Here is a 15,897-nt window from a genome sequence, read left to right as displayed (position 1 = left end):
GCGCAAGCGCGCCCGGCCTCAGCCGTTCTCCTGGTTCATCAGTTCGCCGAAGGGGACCGGTTTTTCCTCGATCTGGACGCGCTCGAGCAGCCAGTCCACGACCTGGTCCTCCAGCACGCTGGTTTCGACCTGGGACATGAGGTCCGGGTTGTTGCGATAGATCTTGATCACCGCCTCGGCGTCGCCGTAACCCTCGCCGATCGACTGCAATCTGTCCTGGACGCGCGCGGGATCGACGCGGATCTCGTTGTTGCGCACGATCTCACCGATCAGCAGGCCGAGGGCGACGCGGAACTTCGCCGGCGCCTCGAAAGGCTCGCGCGGCGGCAGCTCGGCGTTGCCGGCTTCCGCGTCGGGGTTCATCCGCCGGGCCATGTCCTGCTGCAGGCTCCGGACCTCTTCCTCGACCAGCGCGGCCGGCACGTCGAAGGTGTTGGCCGCCACGAGCTTGTCGAGCACCTGGCGCTTGAGGGTGTCGCGCACCCGCAGGCGGGCCTCCTCGCGCATGTTCTCCTCGACCTCGGCGCGCAGCCGCTCGACACCGCCTTCCTCGATGCCGAAGGAACGGCAGAAATCCTCGTCCACCTCGGGCAAGGCGGATTCTTCCACCTTGCGCGCGGTGACCTTGAACTCGGCCTGCTTGCCGGCCAGTTCCTCGGCGCCGTAGTCGGCCGGGAACTCCACTTCGATGACCCGCTCCTCGCCCGGGGCGATGCCCTTGAGGCCGGCCTCGAAGTCCTTGAGCATGCGCCCCTCGCCCAGCACGATGCCGATATCGTTGCCGGCGCCGCCGCGGAAGGCCTCGCCGTCGATCGTCCCGGCGAAGTCGATGGTGACCCGGTCGCCCTCGGCGGCGCCGCGCTCCACCTCGGTCCACACGGTCCGCTGGCCGCGCAGCTTGTCCACCATCGCGTCCACGTCCGCGCTGCTGATCTCCGCCGTGGGCTGCTCGACCTGGATGTTATTGACGTCCTGCAGCTCGATCTCGGGAAACACCTCGAACACCGCGGTGAAGCTCAGGCCGTCCGCCGGGGTCGCCTTGTGGCTCTCGATGCGCGGGCTGCCGACCGGGCGAAGCTTCTTCTCCGAGATCGCCTCGATCCAGCTGTTGCGCAGCATCTCGGAAACGACGTCCTCGCGGATCTGGGGCCCGTACTGCTGGCGAATCACCTTGAGCGGCGCCTTGCCGGGGCGAAAGCCCTTGATCTTCGCGCGACGGCTCATGTCCTTGAGCCGCTTGTCAATCTCTCCCTCGACGCGCTCGGCCGGCACTTCGACCGTCATGCGCCGTTCGAGGCCCTCGGTGGACTCCACAGAAACCATCACAGCATCGTTCCTCTTTGCTAAGCGATCCGCCGCAGGCGTTCGCGGCGCATGTTGTCGTTGCCCGTCACCCGGGCTCGGGAGGCTGGTGCGAAAGGAGAGACTCGAACTCTCACGGGGGATCAACCCCACCGGGACCTAAACCCGGCGCGTCTACCAGTTCCGCCACTTTCGCGCTTGGGACCGGGGAGGCCGAGTCCGGCCTTGCCCGCGCCAGACCAGCCGCAAAGTATACCTAGGAACGCCTCCGTATTCCTGTTTTTCGGCGCTCCGGGTGGCTTGATCGCCGCCACCAGCCGGCGCCCCAAATGACGAGACCGCCTTGCGGCGGTCTCGCGGGGGTCGATTTGGTGGGCCGCGAAGGAATCGAACCTTCAACCTGCGGATTAAGAGTCCGTTGCTCTGCCAATTGAGCTAGCGGCCCGGTGCCTTGCCGCGAAGGCAAGACGCGAATTTTGGCCGCGTGTCACGGCTTTGTAAAGAACCGCTGATGCGCGCCGGGAAAATGGGGTGGACGATGGGACTCGAACCCACGACGACTGGAATCACAATCCAGGGCTCTACCAACTGAGCTACGCCCACCATTGTCAGGCGCGTAATCATAAACCAGTTTTCCGGAAATGGCGCGCCCGGCAGGACTCGAACCTGCAACCCTCGGCTTAGCTTACCAACTACCGCTTTCGCGGCCCCGCAACCTGGCGGGTTTGTGGTCTGGACTATCCCTTCGCCATCTCAGGCGCCGCACGTCTAGTCTCTACGGAACCCCGCGGTAATCAGCTGCGAAATTTACGTTTCGTGACTGACCGTTCCCGGCTGCCCTTACCCTCAGCGATACGTTCGAACCGAATTCACTGAGCCTTCAGGTCGCCCAGGTGATCCTTATCCGTGATGCGAGGAACTCGACTGCATCGAGCCGCGATTCACCTCGGGACGGGGATCACCTGCAGGTTTCCACGGGATTGCCATCAGCATTACCTGTTAAGGTTTCCCCGTTACGGTGCGGTTCACTGCAACGGTTGTGTTTCCCGCTGCAGGCTCCTCACTCAAAGGCCGATGCTCTGTCCGGTTGAGCTACGGGCGCATCAACTTGACTGGTCTAAACTCCCTCGCAATAAAACTGGTCGGGGCAGAGGGATTCGAACCCCCGACCTTCTGCTCCCAAAGCAGACGCGCTACCAGACTGCGCTATGCCCCGGCGTGTCACCCGGTCCTCGCCACGCGAGACTGCCCCCGGCACGACCGGCGCCCGATCTTCGCTCGCCCGCCCTGCAAGGGCGTCGAATGATACGCCCGGCCCACCGACGCGTCAACGCAGCAAATGCGGGTTTTTCTTGTTCGCTCCGATGCTTGCGTGAGACAATCCGGCCCCCTTCGCAGCGGGTTCCGAGACGCGTGACGGCACGACTGATCGATGGGCGGCAAGTGGCCGCCGACCTCCAGCGAGACCTGCGGGCCCGCGTCGAGAACCGCGTCGCGGCGGGCCGGCGGCCCCCGGGGCTCGCGGTGGTCATGGTCGGGCAGGACCCGGCTTCGGCGATCTACGTGCGCAACAAGCGCAAGGCTTGCGACGAGGTCGGCATCCGCTCGGTGGCCTACGACCTCCCGGAAGACACGGACCAGGACGCGCTCGACGCCCTGGTGGCCGGGCTCAATGCCGATGCCGCGATCGACGGGATTCTCGTGCAGCTGCCCCTGCCGGAGCAGCTCGATGCGCGCCGCGTGATCGAGGCGATCGATCCCGCGAAAGACGTGGACGGCTTCCACCCCTACAACATCGGCCGCCTCGCGCAGCGCATTCCGCTGCTGAGGCCCTGCACACCGGCCGGCGTGATGGAATTGCTCGCCCGGAGCGACATCCCGGTGCGCGGCCGGAGCGCCGTGGTGGTGGGCGCTTCGAACATCGTCGGGCGGCCCATGGCACTGGAGCTGTTGCTGGCCGGCGCCACGACGACGGTGTGCCACCGTTTCACGGCGGACCTGGGCGCGGAGGTGGCGCGCGCCGACATCATCGTGGTCGCGGTCGGCAAGCCGGGACTGGTGCGCGGCGCCTGGATCCGCCCCGGCGCGACGGTGATCGACGTCGGCATGAACCGCCTGCCCGACGGCCAGCTGTGCGGCGATGTCGAGTTCGACGCGGCCGCCGAGCGCGCCGGCTGGATCACCCCCGTGCCCGGCGGCGTCGGTCCCATGACCGTGGCCATGCTGATGAAGAACACGCTGGACGCGGCGGAGCGCCGCGACCCCTGACTGGAAAACCCGTGACTGAAAAGGGGTCCGCGCGTCACCGCGCGAACCCCTCATGTCATGCCGGCCGGATGGCCGCCGCTGCAACGTGTCAGCAGGGATCGGCACCCTCGGGCCGTGGCAGGTCGCAGGACTTCACCTCGCCGGCGACGATCTCCACGTTGGCCGTCTCGCTGAACACCAGGCCTTCCGCCGGGTAGTTCTCGACCACGCCGTCGTCGAGATTGGCGACGCAGGTGAAGCCCAGCGTGTACTCGCCCGGGAGGAGGAAACGCAACACGTACGCATAGGCCGTGGCATCCATCGTCGGCTCGACGAGATCGCTGACCAGCGGCACCACGCCGGCACCGAGCGGATCGACATCGAAGCCCTCGAAGGCGTACACCGCGTCCACGCCGTCCGCGCCGCAGGCCTCGACGTTGTTCATGGCGAGCAGCTCCTCGGCGACCAGCCCACGCACGCCGCCGGTGATGCGGCGATTCATCATGCGGACCGTCGGCTTCAGCAGGAAGGCGCGATCTTCACCGAAAGGCCCGCGGCTCATGCCGGGGTGCTTGAGCAGGGACCTGCGCAGGTCGAAATCGAGGATGTATTCGACCGGCTCGTTGACGGGGACCTCGAGGCCGCCGACGACCTTGTAGCCGGTCTGCGCGCCGCTCGGCATGAAAAAGCCGTACTGGCCGCCGTCTTCCTCGAGCTGCACGTAGGAAGCCGCCTGGTCGAAATGTATGCGCAGCCACTCGTATTCGCCGGCCGGAATGTCTTCGTCCTCGATGATGGTCGCCGACTGGCCGTTGGTCAGCTGCAACAGGTCGAGCTGCCGGCCGGCCTCGTTGACCGGGATGCGGAACGACGGTCCATCGACCGGCTTGAGCTCGAACTCGGTCATGGCGATGACCACGGCGTGCGCTTCGTCCACCGGCGCATCGGTCATGGAAAAAGTCACGACGCCCGAGGCGCCGGATTCTTCTTCGGAAGAGATCGTGTCGCCGCCGCAGCCGGCCAGGGCCAGGGCCCCGGCAGCCAGCAGGGCCGTGCCGAGGGCGGTATGAGTGCTTCGCATTGAATTTCTCCGTTCGGCCATAATGATCAGGCCTGTTTTTGATTTCGGCGCCGAATCTCGCGGCGCCACCACGCCAAGGAGCATTTCGCATCCTCTCAGCCTCTCACACGAACGGCGCGGTGATTCGGTTCCCTCCGCCACCGGGGCGGCCGCGACGCCGAGCGGGCGTCGGTCGGCCGTGAAACCCGGCCGCGGCCGGGGCGACCGCCCTGTCGGTGATTCGGCGCAGGAATTCACGCGCCTGCTCGAGCCCCTGATCCCGACCCTGTTCCGGCATGCCTATCGCTGGACGGCCGCGCGTGACCAGGCGGAAGACCTCGTGCAGGAACTCCTGGTGCGCCTTTACCCGCAGATGGCGAAGCTGGCCGAGCTGGAACGGGTGGAACCGTGGGCGCTGCGCGTCATGTACCGGATTTTCGTGGACCAGCACCGGCGCAGCCGCAATTCGCCGGTGCGTCCCATGCACGAGGCGCCGGCCACCGGCGCGGCGGGCGGCGAGGATTTCGGCGAGGTCTTCGCAGACCACGCGCCGCAACCGGGCGAGGCGCTCGAACGCGAGCATGCCCGGGATGCGCTGGCCGAGGCATGGGGACGGCTCAACCCCGACCAGCGCGCCGTGATCGCACTGCACGATGTCGAGGGCTACCGGCTCGAGGAACTCGCGACGCTGCTCGAGGTGCCCGTCGGCACGCTCAAGTCGCGGCTCCATCGGGCCCGCGCCACGTTGCGTGAAATCCTGGCGACGGAACCTTTTGCCGCGGTCATTCGTGAACAGCTCGAGAGGCCATGAAATGAACTACCCGGCGGATTGCAAAGCCACACTGCAACGGCTCGATGACCTGCTCGACGACAGCTTGTCGCCGGCCGCGGCCGCGCCCTTGCATGCCCACCTCGCCGGCTGCCGTGACTGCGCCGCGGCGCTCGCCGGCGCCCGACGCCTTAACCAGGCATTGCGCGACATGCCGGTGCCCGACCCGCGGCCGGGATTCGCCGGCGCCGCGCTGGCCAGTGCCGTGGCCCGCAATCGCCTGACGGTGGCCACAAGCGACAGCCCTGTGCCCGGCCCCGCGGAATCCGCCTCCAGCAAGACGACAGGTTTCCGGGGCCGCTCCCGCCAGGTCCCGCGGCGCCGTCTCGACCTGTGGCTCGGCGGCGTGCTGGGCGCCGCCGCCGCGGCCGCGCTGATGGTCATGCTGTGGGGTGTGCCCCGCGACGCGCACATGCCGCAGGACGCCGCGGACTTGCGCCTCACGCTCTACGAGCCCCGCGAAATCGGCGTCGCCATCGATGCCGACGCGGCGTTGCCGGGCGCCCTGCTGACCATCACCCTGCAAGGAGGTATCGACCTGGTCGGCTTCGGCGCGCAGCGCGAACTGCAGTGGCAGGCCGACCTGGATGCGGGCACCAACGTGCTGCCGCTGCCGATCATTGCCCATTCGCTCGAGCAGGGCCGGCTGACGGCGCTGGTCGAACATGGTGAAATGACACAGCAGGTCGAGCTGCGCATCCAGGTGGACGCCCCATGAAAGCGATGACGTCGAACCCGGGTTCCAGGCGGGTTCTGCCCGCACTCACCCTGGCGGCGATCTGCGGCGTGTTCCTTTTCGGCGGCCCCGTGGCGGCGGCCGACGACGACCTTCCACGCGATCCTCCACCCGATCCCCCGCGCGAGACCGCGGCCGAGCGCCCGGATCGCCCCGAACTCTCCCTCACGATGCGCATCATCGAGGATCCCGACGCGCTGGGCGCGGGAGCGGTGACACGCCGTTTGTCCCTGCCGCCGCCGCGATTGCGCGAGGTGGACAGCAGACCGCCAGACGGCCGAAGCGACCAGGCCGGTGGCGAGGCACCCGGTCGCGGAAGCGGTCGGCCGCTGCGCGAGCAGGCGGCGGAACGCGCCCGGGACATGGCGGAGCAGGCACGCGAGCGGCGCGAAGACTTCGGACGGTCCCGCGCCGAGGAACTGCGACCGGAGCGACCCGACCCCCCGAATCGCCCTCGGCCACCCGGCCGGCCATGAGCAAGCGCGAGGGCGGCAGCCGCGGCGCATCGCCGGCCACGGCGGGCGCCGGTTCGGCGCAACATCTCCTCCTGCTATCCTGACGCCCTCCCTGGCTCCTGTCGGTCTCGCACTTGAAGACGCCCCGACATCTCCTGCTGCCGGTGCTCGCCTGCCTGCTCGGCACCCCCGAGCTCGCCGCCCGCCCCTTGCCGCCCGAGGCCACCGACACGTCGGGGCGCATGGCCGCGACGGCGACGACGGTTTCGGCGATGGCCGAAACCGGGACCGCAGAGACCCGGGCGAGCAGCGATCCGCGCGCCCTCTTCGCCGCCGGCACGGCGGCCTCTCGCGAAGGCGATTTCGCCACGGCGCTCGAGTTCTTCATCGCGGCACGCGACGCCGGCATGGACGGCGCCGCGGTGCATTACAACATCGGCGTGTCGGCGTGGGAGCTCGACCGGCTGGAGCTCGCTCGCGAGGCTTTTCTCGTCGTGGCACGCAGCCCGGAGATGGCCGCGCTCGCCTATTACAATCTCGGCCTCGTCAGCCTGCGCCGCGATGATCCCGAGGCCGCGCGGGACTGGTTCCGCCGGGCGCGCGAACACAGCGAAGAGGAGACGCTGCGAGAGCTCGCCGAGTTGCAGCTCGAAGGGCTCGCGCCGGCCGCCGCGACCGTGGGGCGCGTGGCTCGGCGCGCGCGGGATCCGGTGCTGGTATTCGTCGCCGCCTCGCTGGGTTACGACGACAATGTCGCGCTCGTCGCGGACGGCGACCTGCTGGGGTCGAGCGACACCCCGAGCGCCTTCGCCGAAACCAGCCTCGGCCTGTCCGTGCCGCTGGGTGGCGCCTTCAGCCTCGAGGCGGCGGGCTTCGTGCTGCGCCACGCCGACGCGTCGGAGTTCGACCAGGCCGGCGCCCAGGCGGAGCTCGTGTACCAGGCGGCGCTCGGCGCCTGGGACGGCGAGATCGCTGCCGGCGCCGGACTGAACTGGCTGGACGGCGAGGAATACGAGCAACGCTTCACCATGCTGCTCGGCGCCACGCGCCGCTTCGCCACCGACTGGCGACTGCAGCTGCAGTATCGCTTCGAGGACATCGACGGCAGCGCGCCGTTCGAGCGGCTGAGCGGCCGGCGGCAGGAGGCCGCCGTCGCGCTCTACCGCCGTGTCGGTGCGCAGCGCCTGTGGTTCGAGTATCGGCTCGAGTTCAACGACCGGGACAGCGCGGCGCTGTCAGCCGACCGGCATCGTCTCGACGTCGAGTGGGAGCGCGAGTTGCACAATCGGCTGCGCGTGGGATTCGGCGCCGGGTGGCGCGACAGCCGCACGGAGGTGCGGGTATTCGATCTCACCGAGCGACGCCTCGAGCTGGCGGCCGGACTGGCCGGACCGCTGGCAGGGCGCTGGGAATGGTCGTTGCGTTACGACTGGACACGCAACGATGCCAAGACCCCGTTCTTCGACTACCAGCGCCACCGCGTCGTGGCCGGCGTGCAGGGCCTGTTCTGAGCCAGGCCCTACTCGCGCCGCCAGCGCGTGCCGCCAGGACCGTCCTCGAGCACGATGCCGGCCGCCGCCAGTTCGTCGCGGATGCGGTCGGCGGCGGCGAAGTCCTTCTGCTTGCGCGCCGCGTTGCGCGCCTCGATGCGCGCGTCGATCTCGTGCTCGCAGAGCGGGATGGATGCTGTCGCGGCATCGGCTTCGCCCGGCGCAAGCGCTCCCTCGACACCTTCGGGTAACGCCGCGGCCTGCAGTGCGATCGGCCGCCCGTCCGCGCCGAATCCCCGGCCCCCGCTCTTCAACCAGGCATCGGGATCCGTCTGCAGCAGGCCGAGCACCCCGGCGACGTCCCTGAGGGTCGCCGCGAGTCGCTCGGCCTGGGCCGTCTCGCCCGCGTCCTTGGCCCGGTTCAGTTCGCCGGCCAGCTGCTGGTAGAGCGCGAGCGCCTCGGCGGTGTTGAAATCGTCGTCCATCACCGCGCGGAAGCGCTCGATCCAGTCCGCGTCGGACCCGCCTGAGCCAGCCACGCCGCGCAGCGCGGTGTACAGCCGCCGCAGCGCCGCCACGGCCTGGTCGAGGTTCTGCTCCGTGTAGTTCAGCGGGCTGCGGTAGTGACTCGAGAGGACGAAATAGCGGATCGCCTCGGCCGGATAGCGCTGCAGCACCTCGCGGATGGTGAAGAAATTGCCCAGCGACTTGGACATCTTTTCCTCGTCCACGCGCACGAAGCCGTTGTGCATCCAGTAATTGACGAACTTCGCGCCCGTCGCGCCGCAGCTTTGCGCCAGCTCGTTCTCGTGGTGCGGGAACTTGAGGTCCAGCCCGCCGCCGTGGATGTCGAAATGCTCGCCGAGGATTTCCGTGGACATGACGGAGCACTCGATGTGCCAGCCCGGGCGGCCCCGTCCCCACGGCGAGTCCCACGCCGGCTCGCCCGGCTTGGCGGCTTTCCACAGGACGAAATCCAGCGGGTCGCCCTTGGCCTCGTCGACCTCCACGCGGGCCCCGGCGCGCAGGTCGGCGAGCCGCTTGCCGGAGAGCTTGCCGTATTCGGGGAAGCTCGCGACCTTGTAATACACGTCGCCGTTGTCGGCCGCGTAAGCGTGGTTCCGCTCGATCAGCGCCTGGATCATCTCCTGGATCTTGCCGTTGTCCGTGTACTCGGTCGCACGCGGCTCATGGTCGGCGGGCAGGATGCCGATGGCGGCGAAATCCTCGTTCATCGCATCGATGTAGCGCTGCGTGAGCGACTGCAGCGTCTCGCCGCTCTCCGCGGCGCGGCGGATGATCTTGTCGTCGATATCGGTGATGTTGCGCACGAACTCGACCTGGTAGCCCGACCAGCGCAGGTAGCGCGCCACCACGTCGAACACCACGTGGGCCCGCGCATGGCCGATATGGCAATAGTCGTAAACGGTCATGCCGCAGGCGTACATCCGCACCTTGCCCGGCTCGATGGGAGTGAACGCTTCCTTGCGACCGCTGAGTGAATTGTGGATGACGAGCATGGCGTCCCTTGTCAGGCTTCCGCGCCGGGCGCGGGTTGGACGTGCTGCGCAAGGCGCGCACGGATGGTGTCGCCGGGCATCACGGCGAACAGGGCGCCGAGATCCGGCCCTTCGGTCCGGCCCGTCAGGGCCAGGCGCAGGGGCTTGAAGAACTGCTTTCCGCCGACGCCGACGGCGTCCTTCACCGCGGCGGCGAGCTGCCTGTGGTCCGTCGCCCCCGCCTCCCAGGCGCCCAGGGCGGCCGCGAACAGGCCGGGCGCCGCAGCGGTGTCCGGCGGCGGGTCCAGGGTCGGCGGGCCGAACAGGATCGCCTGCCACTCGGCGACCTCGGCGGGCCGCAGCACGTTGTGGCGCACGGCTTCGAGGAATTTTTCCTGCAAGCCCGCGGGCACCCCCTCGAGCGCGGCGGGGCCCGCCCAGGCCGCGAGGTCTGCCGCCGGCAAGGCGTCGAGCGCCGCGCGCTGCCAGTGCCCGACCTGGGCCATGTCGAAACGCTGCGCCGCGGTCGTCAGGCGCGCGGGATCGAACCCCGCCGCCATGTCCTGCATGGACAGCAGGCCGGGCGCCTCCCACGGATGTCCCAGCCGGGCCAGCGTGTTGGCGAAGGCCAGCGGCAGGATCCCCGCATCGCGAAAGCTGCCGACGCTCATCGCCCCGGTGCGCTTGGACAGCTTGGTGCCGTCTTCACCCGCGAGCAGCGGCATGTGGCCGTAACGCGGGGCCGGCTGGCCCAGCGCCTCGAGGATGACGAGCTGGCGGGCCGTGTTCACCAGGTGATCCTCGCCGCGCAGCACGTGGGTCACGCCCATCAGGGCATCGTCAACCGCATTGGCGAACAAAAAACCCGGGGAACCGTCGCTGCGCGCGAGGATGAAATCCGCGATCTCGGCGGCCGGCAGGCTGCGCGGCCCGCGCACCAGGTCGTCCCAGCCGACTTCGCCGGTCTGCGGGGCCGCGAATCGAATCACCGGCATCTGCCCGGCCTGTCGGCGGCGCACGATCTCGGCATGCGGCAGCTGTGCCCACTCGCGGTCGTAACGCGGCGGCAGGCCGCGACGCCGGAGCTCCGCGCGGCGCTGCTTCAGCTCGGGCTCCGTCCGGTAGCAGGTGTAGGCATGCCCGGTCTCCGCGAGGTGCCCGAGCGCCTCGCGGTAGAGCTCGCGACGCTCCGACTGGCGAAACGGCCCTTCGGGCGCGTTGCGGTCCGGCCCGCCGTCCCAGTCGAGGCCGAACCACGCCAGGTCGGCGAGCTGTTTCTCGAGATCGCCCTGTCCCTCGCGCGCCACGTCGGTGTCCTCGGAGCGCAACAGGAAGCGGCCCCCGGCGCCGCGCGCCAGGCACCAGTTGAACAGCGCCGTGCGCAGGTTGCCGGCGTGCAGCCGCCCGGTCGGACTCGGGGCAAATCGTGTGACGATGGACATAAGCGCGTAATGGTAACGGACTGCGCGGATCGCGACACGACCCGTGGACCGAAGCGCCGCAGCCGCGCCGGTCACGGGGGTCGGCAGACCCATTTGCGCCCCACCGCCGGCTCGACTAATGTCTCGGCCTCTGTCATCGAAGGAGCCCGTGATGCGTCCCATTCTCTCCGCGCTTGCACTTTCGCTCGTCTCCGCCCCCGCCGGCGCCGAAGACCCGGGTTCCGCCGCCCCCCGGGTCGAGCTGCTCACGAACCACGGCGCCCTGGTGCTCGAACTCGATCCGGCGAAGGCGCCGGCGACCACGGCGAATTTCCTGCGCTATGTGCGCGACGGCCATTACGACGGCCTCATCTTCCACCGGGTGATCCCCGGCTTCATGGCCCAGGCCGGCGGCTACGACGCCGAATTCGAGGAGCGCGACACGCGCGAGCCCGTGGAAAACGAGTCCCGCAACGGGCTGTCCAACGAGCGCGGCACCATCGCGATGGCGCGCACCAACAACCCGCATTCCGCCACCGCGCAGTTCTTCATCAACCTGGTGGACAACCCGCGCCTCGACGGCAGCCCGGGCAACTGGGGCTACACGGTGTTCGGCCGGCTCGTCGAAGGCCTCGACGTGCTCGACAAGATCGCCTCCATTCCGACCGGGCGCGGCGGACCGTTCCCCACGGACGTGCCGCAGGCCCCCGTGGTGATCAGCTCGGCACGCGTCGTCGAGGGCGACTGAGCCTGCGCCCGCCATGACCACGCTGTTCATCTCCGACCTGCACCTCGACCCGGCGCGCCCGGACATCACCACCCAGGCGCTCGAGTTCCTCGCCACGGAGACGCGGGATGCCGAGGCGCTCTACATCCTCGGCGACCTGTTCGAGGCGTGGGTGGGAGACGACGACCCGGAGCCGGAGAAAGCGCGCGTGATCGAGGCCTTGAAGCGCCTCGCCGACGGCGGCCTGCCCTGTTATTTCATGCACGGCAATCGCGATTTTCTCGTCGGCGAGGGTTTTGCAGCCGCCAGCGGGTGCACGCTGTTGCCGGACCCGACCGTCGTCGAGCTGTATGGCCAGCGCGTGCTGCTGATGCACGGCGACACCCTGTGCACGGGGGACCGCGAGTACCAGGCGTTCCGCCAGATGGTGCGTAATCCGCAGTGGCAACAGGCGATGCTGGCCCGGCCGCTCGCGGAACGACTCGCGATCGCCCGGCAACTGCGCGAGACGAGCGCCGCCAGCATGGCGGGCAAGGCCGAGGAGATCATGGACGTCGAACAGGATGCCGTGGTCGCCGCGATGCGGGCGCACGACGTGACGCTGCTGGTCCACGGCCACACCCACCGTCCCGCCGTGCATCGCTTCGAGATCGACGGCCGCGAGGCCACGCGCATCGTACTCGGTGACTGGTACACGCAGGGCAGCGTGTTGTCCTGGGACGCGGAGGGCTTCGTGCTGCGGACGCTGCCGCGCGAGTCGCCGGACGACGCGGCGCCCTGATCGGTCGATGCCGCGGTCGCGCGGTCGTCGGTGGCGGACCCGCGGTCATCGCTACGCGGTCATCGGCGCGCGGGCCGCGGGTTCAGGACGGCGGGCCGCTGTGGAAGCGCAGCTCCGTGTCGTACTCCGTGGCGAGCGCATTCTCGATCGCCCGAATTTCGCCGATGCGTGCGTCGAGTTCGTCCCCGGCGAAGCCGCGCGCGAGTTCCAGGTAATGCTGGAAATGGCGGGCCTCGGACGCCAGCAGCCCCGCATAGAAGCGGCCCAGCTCCGCGTCGAGACGCGGCGCCAGCAAGGCGAATCGCTCGCAGGAGCGGGCCTCGATGAAGGCCCCCACCACCAGGCGATCGACCAGCCGCCCGGGCTCCGCCTTGCGCACCGCGGCGGCCAGGCCGGCCGCATAGCGCGAGGCCGGGACGCGGCGCCACTCGATCTCCCGTCGCCGCATCAGCTGGCGGACCTGCTCGAAATGCCGCAGCTCCTCGCGCGCAAGCCGCGAGAGCCGCTCGGTCAGCGCGTCGTGGTCCTCGTAGCGAAACAGCATCGCGAGCGCCGTGGAGGCCGCCTTCTTTTCGCAATTGGCATGGTCCACCAGCAACGTCGGCAAGGCCGCCGGATCGGCAGCGGCGTCGATCCAGCCGGACGGCGTCGGCGCACCGAGAAACTCGACGAGCGCGGCGAGCACAGGCGGTGGGACGGGCACGGTCGGCGCGGCGCGGGAATTCATGTCCCGATCCGCATCAGTTGTGGCGCGCGTTGATGCGGTTGCGGCGCCAGCGCACCAGCCACCAGACCCCCAGCACGACGGGCCCGATCAGCAGGGCGGTGAGCGCTTCGACCGGCAAAGCCAGTCCCGCCTTCTCCAGGCCCTTCAGGCCGTAATTCAACAGGCCGACGAGGTAATAGCTGATGGCCGCCACGGACAGACCCTCGACGGTCTGCTGCAGGCGCAGCTGCTGCAGGCTGCGGCGGTTGAGGGATTCCAGCATGTCGCGATTCTGTTCCTCGATGCTGGTCTCGATGCGCGCGCGCAGTGCCTCGGTGGCCCGCGCCACGCGCAGCGAAAGGTCCTGCAGGTGCGCGTCCACCGAATCGCAGGTGTCCAGCGCGGGACGCATGCGTCGCTCGAGAAATTTCGTGATGGACGAGCGGCCCGGGTACTTGTGCTCGCGCAGGTCCTCGAGGCGCCGGTTCATTGCCGCCATGTAGGCGCGGGTCGCGGAGAAGCGATAATTGGTGTCCGAGCGCATGTGCTCGATCGCCTGCGAGATCCCCGACAGCTCCATCAGCAGCTGTTGCTCGCTCGTGGGCCCGTCGGTGCGCGCGAGACGGTCGATGAGGCGCGCGAGCTCCATGTCGAGCCGCCTGACCCGCGGCCAGACACGCTTGGCCTCGGGATAGCCCAGCAGCGCCAGGATCCGGTAGGTCTCGATCTCCAGCAGGCGCTGCACCGTGCGCCCCGTCTGGAAATCGTTCAGGCCCATGTTGCAGACCAGGTAGCGCGCAAACCCGTCGCCGTGCAGCTGCAGGGAGGTCCAGACGACCGCCCGGTCGTCGACGATCCGACTGCCCACGACCATCTTGCCGTCGAACTGCGCCTGCAGTTCGGGACAGAATGGGTCCGGCGGCTCGCCGGCGACGACGGTCGCGTGGACCGCCACCAGCAGCGCGCCGGGCAGCGAGGCCAGCCAGCCCTGCGGCAGGACGTCGATCGCGGTACGGGCGAAGGGCACCTCGTGGTCGTCCGGGCGCAGGAAGGTGTAGGTGCAGAATTCCGTGTGCCGTTCCCAGCGCACGGTGAAGCCCGGGAACGCCGCATACCAGGCCATCGTGTCGGGCGGCGGCGGCGCGACGCCGTGGACGGCGGCGAGCGCCTCGAGACGGGCGCGATGCGCGGCCGCCTCGCCGGGATCGGCCAGCATCGCCAGGTGGCTGATCCGCACCGGGGCGGACACGACCGGGAACGGCCTCGCATGCGATTCGCCGTACAGTTCCTCCCTGAGGGGATGGCCGGCCGGCAACAGCGACGCCTCCTCGCCGGCCGCGCCACCGGAACTCTTCCGTGTCTCGTCGGCGCTCATGTACCCGGCTCCCCGGAGACTTCGGCCACCGGGTCGGGGGCCTGCAGGGCCACGACCGCGGCGAGCAGCTCGTCGGCCGAGGCGAAGCGCTCCTCGCGCGCCTTGGCCATCATGCGATCGAGCAGGGGCTGGCACTCCGCCATCGACTTCGGCAGGCGCGGCAGCGGGGCGTGCCGATGCTTCCAGATGACCGCGATGGGCGAGCCCGCCACGTACGGCTTGCGCCCCGTGAGCATCTCGTGGAACACGACCCCCAGGCTGTAGATGTCGGAGCGCTCGTCGACCGGGGTGCCTTCGCCCTGCTCCGGGCTCATGTAGTACGGGGTGCCGAAGACCTCGCCGAGCCCCGTGAGTTCGGCCGCGGCGTCACGCAGCTTGGCGACGCCGAAGTCGATGACCGCCAGCGTGGCGTCGTCGCGCAGCATGATGTTGGCCGGCTTGAGGTCCCGGTGCAGCACGCCGACCGCGTGGATCGCAGCCAGGGCGCGGGCCGCCTGTGCGAGATACTCCAGCGCCTCCTGCATCGGCATGCCCTTCGCGAGACGTTCGCCGAGGTGCCCCCCGGAGAAATACTCCATGACGATGAAGGCCATGTCGTCGGCGATGCCGAGATCGAAAATCTGCACGACATTCGGATGGCGAATGCCGGAAATCACCTCGTATTCCCGCAGGAAACGCTGCAGGGGGGCGAAGTGATCGACCCGGTCGGGCACATGCCGGAACACCTTGGCGACCGCCAGCTGCTCGTTGCGCTCACGCTCCATGAGATACACCGAGGCCGTCGAACCGCTGCCCAGCGCCTTCAGGAACCGGTGTCCCTTGAGGCGGAAAGAAGGCGCGTCCTCGTCGGCCGCGCGCGTCGCAGCGCCGGGCATGCGGCGGCCCCGGCGCAGCGCCTCGCGCACGATCCGGCTGATGTGGTCGTGCGTGCTGCGGCCCTTCGGCAGGAAATCGTCCGCGCCTTCCTGCAGCGCCCGGGCGATGGCGTGCTGGTCGCCCTGGGGCGTCAGGAACACGATCGGCGGGCAGTCCTCGCGCGATTTCAGGTCGCGCAGCAACTCGAGTCCGTCGTGCATGCCCACGCGGTGATCGAGAAAGACCAGGTCCCAGTCGGTCGCCGCAAAGCCCTCCGGCCAGGGATCTTCGCCGGCCGCCTCGTGATCGACGATGTCCGCCCCCGGCTGCGCGGCGGACAGGTGATGGCCGAGCCAGGTCCGGTAATCGCGGTGATCATCGACGATGAGGATGCGCATCGGTCCGTGGCGCTGC

At 69.2% G+C, this 15,897-nt stretch carries 14 protein-coding genes and 5 tRNA genes; 7 read left to right on the top strand and 12 right to left on the bottom strand.

The genetic code is table 11. The features are described 5' to 3' along the window. Nucleotides 1-18: 18 nt before the first annotated feature. From tig to G6032_RS11455, 6 genes are all read right to left on the bottom strand, one after another. Entirely contained in the window at nucleotides 19-1,323 is a 1,305-nt protein-coding gene (gene tig, locus G6032_RS11480) for a trigger factor (RefSeq protein WP_165282288.1), read from the bottom strand. An 86-nt stretch (nucleotides 1,324-1,409) separates the two neighbouring features. Then, nucleotides 1,410-1,498: transfer RNA gene (locus tag G6032_RS11475), tRNA-Leu, on the bottom strand. 173 nt (nucleotides 1,499-1,671) lie between these two features. Next, a tRNA-Lys gene (locus G6032_RS11470) sits at nucleotides 1,672-1,747 on the bottom strand. Nucleotides 1,748-1,829: 82 nt separating this feature from the next. Beyond that, nucleotides 1,830-1,905 (bottom strand) — tRNA-His (locus G6032_RS11465). A gap of 39 nt (nucleotides 1,906-1,944) precedes the next feature. Next, nucleotides 1,945-2,007, bottom strand: a tRNA-Ser gene (locus G6032_RS11460). Nucleotides 2,008-2,441: 434 nt separating this feature from the next. After that, nucleotides 2,442-2,518 (bottom strand) — tRNA-Pro (locus G6032_RS11455). A gap of 197 nt (nucleotides 2,519-2,715) precedes the next feature. Between G6032_RS11455 and folD the strand changes: the two genes are divergently transcribed. Continuing rightward, the gene (gene folD, locus G6032_RS11450; protein ID WP_165282287.1) at nucleotides 2,716-3,570 is read left to right on the top strand and encodes a bifunctional methylenetetrahydrofolate dehydrogenase/methenyltetrahydrofolate cyclohydrolase FolD; all 855 of its coding nucleotides are present in this window, start codon (nucleotides 2,716-2,718) and stop codon (nucleotides 3,568-3,570) included. Between the two features lie 88 nt (nucleotides 3,571-3,658). On the opposite strand, the gene G6032_RS11445 is transcribed toward folD, so the two are convergent. Then, the gene (locus G6032_RS11445; protein ID WP_165282286.1) at nucleotides 3,659-4,630 is read right to left on the bottom strand and encodes a DUF4382 domain-containing protein; all 972 of its coding nucleotides are present in this window, start codon (nucleotides 4,628-4,630) and stop codon (nucleotides 3,659-3,661) included. A 178-nt stretch (nucleotides 4,631-4,808) separates the two neighbouring features. Here G6032_RS11445 and G6032_RS11440 point away from each other — a divergent pair, with 178 nt between their 5' ends. The 4 genes from G6032_RS11440 to G6032_RS11425 all read left to right on the top strand — a co-directional run bounded on the left by G6032_RS11440 (nucleotide 4,809) and on the right by G6032_RS11425 (nucleotide 8,140). Continuing rightward, nucleotides 4,809-5,420 carry an RNA polymerase sigma factor gene (locus G6032_RS11440; protein ID WP_165282285.1) on the top strand — a complete coding sequence of 204 codons (612 nt, stop codon included), beginning with the start codon at nucleotides 4,809-4,811 and terminating at the stop codon, nucleotides 5,418-5,420. A 1-nt stretch (nucleotide 5,421) separates the two neighbouring features. Then, entirely contained in the window at nucleotides 5,422-6,156 is a 735-nt protein-coding gene (locus tag G6032_RS11435; RefSeq protein WP_165282284.1) for a zf-HC2 domain-containing protein, read from the top strand. Continuing rightward, nucleotides 6,153-6,650 (top strand): hypothetical protein, encoded by a 498-nt coding sequence (locus G6032_RS11430; RefSeq protein ID WP_165282283.1) that lies wholly within the window; start codon nucleotides 6,153-6,155, stop codon nucleotides 6,648-6,650. The genes G6032_RS11435 and G6032_RS11430 overlap by 4 nt, the downstream gene beginning before the upstream one ends. Nucleotides 6,651-6,763: 113 nt before the next feature. Continuing rightward, nucleotides 6,764-8,140 (top strand): tetratricopeptide repeat protein, encoded by a 1,377-nt coding sequence (locus G6032_RS11425; protein ID WP_165282282.1) that lies wholly within the window; start codon nucleotides 6,764-6,766, stop codon nucleotides 8,138-8,140. Nucleotides 8,141-8,148: 8 nt separating this feature from the next. On the opposite strand, the gene cysS is transcribed toward G6032_RS11425, so the two are convergent. Both cysS and gltX read right to left on the bottom strand, forming a co-directional pair. Further along, nucleotides 8,149-9,639: a cysteine--tRNA ligase gene (cysS, locus tag G6032_RS11420; RefSeq protein WP_165282281.1), complete on the bottom strand. Its 1,491-nt coding sequence runs from the start codon at nucleotides 9,637-9,639 to the stop codon at nucleotides 8,149-8,151. Nucleotides 9,640-9,650: 11 nt separating this feature from the next. Beyond that, the gene (gene gltX, locus G6032_RS11415; RefSeq protein ID WP_165282280.1) at nucleotides 9,651-11,153 is read right to left on the bottom strand and encodes a glutamate--tRNA ligase; all 1,503 of its coding nucleotides are present in this window, start codon (nucleotides 11,151-11,153) and stop codon (nucleotides 9,651-9,653) included. A gap of 58 nt (nucleotides 11,154-11,211) precedes the next feature. On the opposite strand from gltX, the gene G6032_RS11410 reads away from it, so the two are divergent. Both G6032_RS11410 and G6032_RS11405 read left to right on the top strand, forming a co-directional pair. Then, a complete protein-coding gene (locus G6032_RS11410) occupies nucleotides 11,212-11,787 on the top strand; it encodes a peptidylprolyl isomerase (protein WP_165282279.1) in 576 nt (191 codons plus the stop codon). 13 nt (nucleotides 11,788-11,800) lie between these two features. Continuing rightward, nucleotides 11,801-12,547 carry a UDP-2,3-diacylglucosamine diphosphatase gene (locus tag G6032_RS11405; protein WP_165282278.1) on the top strand — a complete coding sequence of 249 codons (747 nt, stop codon included), beginning with the start codon at nucleotides 11,801-11,803 and terminating at the stop codon, nucleotides 12,545-12,547. Nucleotides 12,548-12,629: 82 nt separating this feature from the next. Here the strand turns inward: G6032_RS11405 and G6032_RS11400 are convergent, their stop codons facing one another. From G6032_RS11400 to G6032_RS11390, 3 genes are read right to left on the bottom strand one after another with little or no spacing between them, the layout of a single operon-like run. Then, entirely contained in the window at nucleotides 12,630-13,274 is a 645-nt protein-coding gene (locus G6032_RS11400) for a tRNA-(ms[2]io[6]A)-hydroxylase (protein ID WP_165282277.1), read from the bottom strand. Nucleotides 13,275-13,287: 13 nt separating this feature from the next. Further along, a complete protein-coding gene (locus tag G6032_RS11395) occupies nucleotides 13,288-14,628 on the bottom strand; it encodes a DUF3422 domain-containing protein (RefSeq protein WP_165282276.1) in 1,341 nt (446 codons plus the stop codon). Then, on the bottom strand, nucleotides 14,625-15,881 hold the full coding sequence (locus tag G6032_RS11390) for a protein kinase (RefSeq protein ID WP_165282275.1): 1,257 nt from the start codon (nucleotides 15,879-15,881) through the stop codon (nucleotides 14,625-14,627). Before G6032_RS11390 ends, G6032_RS11395 begins: the two co-directional genes overlap by 4 nt. Between the last annotated feature and the right edge of the window lie 16 nt (nucleotides 15,882-15,897).

It is taken from the genome of Wenzhouxiangella sp. XN24 (assembly GCF_011064545.1).
GTDB lineage: Bacteria > Pseudomonadota > Gammaproteobacteria > Steroidobacterales > XN24 > XN24.
Note: the sequence above shows the minus strand (reverse complement) of the source record. Positions and strands in the feature narration are given on the sequence as shown.